The 1,104-nt window shown below is 56.9% G+C and carries 2 protein-coding genes; both read right to left on the minus strand.

The genetic code is table 11. The features are described from left to right. Positions 1-207: 207 nt before the first annotated feature. Positions 208-843 (minus strand): hypothetical protein, encoded by a 636-nt coding sequence (locus CW742_RS14610; protein WP_292421647.1) that lies wholly within the window; start codon positions 841-843, stop codon positions 208-210. Positions 844-870: 27 nt separating this feature from the next. After that, positions 871-1,032: a hypothetical protein gene (locus CW742_RS14615; RefSeq protein ID WP_292421649.1), complete on the minus strand. Its 162-nt coding sequence runs from the start codon at positions 1,030-1,032 to the stop codon at positions 871-873. Between the last annotated feature and the right edge of the window lie 72 nt (positions 1,033-1,104).

The raw sequence follows: 1,104 nt of genomic DNA on the forward strand, positions 1-1,104 counted from the left end.
GATATAGTCTGCCATGGGTGTTCTCTCCTAAGTTTTTTAGAGGAGAGATCCTCCGGACCTCTCCTGTTTTCTGGTCGAAGAACGCTTATGCGTTCTTCTCCTCCTCGGGGTTCTTTTGAATCCTTCGGACGTCTCGGGGGCCCCTTTGACACTACAAGATTGCACAGGGAGATATAACCGACTCCCCACGAAAAACCAATCCGAGTCCTACACACTCCCCGTTGCACGAACCGGTGAAGGAGCGGTACGCGATTTCTGTACCGCTGGTCCTGCAACCCCGGTTGTGCAATCCGTCTTCTCTTTTCGTTTCTCCTGCCACCCTTCCTGCATGGTCTCGACATTCCAGATACCGCCCCGGAAGACCCGGTACCGGAGGAGCCCGGCCACCCTTGAGAAGAGCCAGAACTGGATGTTGTCAGCGTCAGACTCCCAGTACGGCTGCATCTCCAGCACCTCGCGGGAGTAATAGTACCGCACATCGGATGCATTCCTCACCGGCTCGCGGGGACGGACTATACGGATGGAAAGATTCTCTCTCCCCCGTTGGGCAATCAGGTCGAACGGCCGGTCAGGATCATCGACCCTCCCGACAATATAGCCCCACTCCTTCAGGATGCGGGCCGCCTCGCTCACCCCGCAGGGGATGTTTCTCCCGGCCGGTTTCCTTCCCGGTTTCAGTTTCCCGCTGCCTGACCGTATTCCCTTCCGGCTCTTCCGTGCCATCACGGTAGAACAGTCTCTCTTTGCCTTCCCGCGGATTTCCCGACAGGTATGTCCTGCACTGTCCTGAACATCACCCGACACTTCGTTTTCATAACCGGATGTAGTAGTTCCTGACCTCATGATTGGTATCCTCCTGTTTGTGATTTTTCATTCTTTTTCTTCATCGGTCAGGGCCGGGCTGTCAGCGGCCCCGGGCGTACCCGGATCGCCAGGTTCGCGCAGGGGGTGTACCCCTGCCGGACTCCCGGGCGAGGCGGGCTGCCCTTCTTCGATGCGGGATGCGGTAAACCCAAACCACACGGAACTCATTGCCTTCTCTTATACACATCTGACACATCCCACGAAGAGGCAACATCTGAACCTGGATGTCGCCGCACCATA

It is taken from the genome of Methanoregula sp. (assembly GCF_002835825.1).
GTDB lineage: Archaea > Halobacteriota > Methanomicrobia > Methanomicrobiales > Methanospirillaceae > Methanoregula.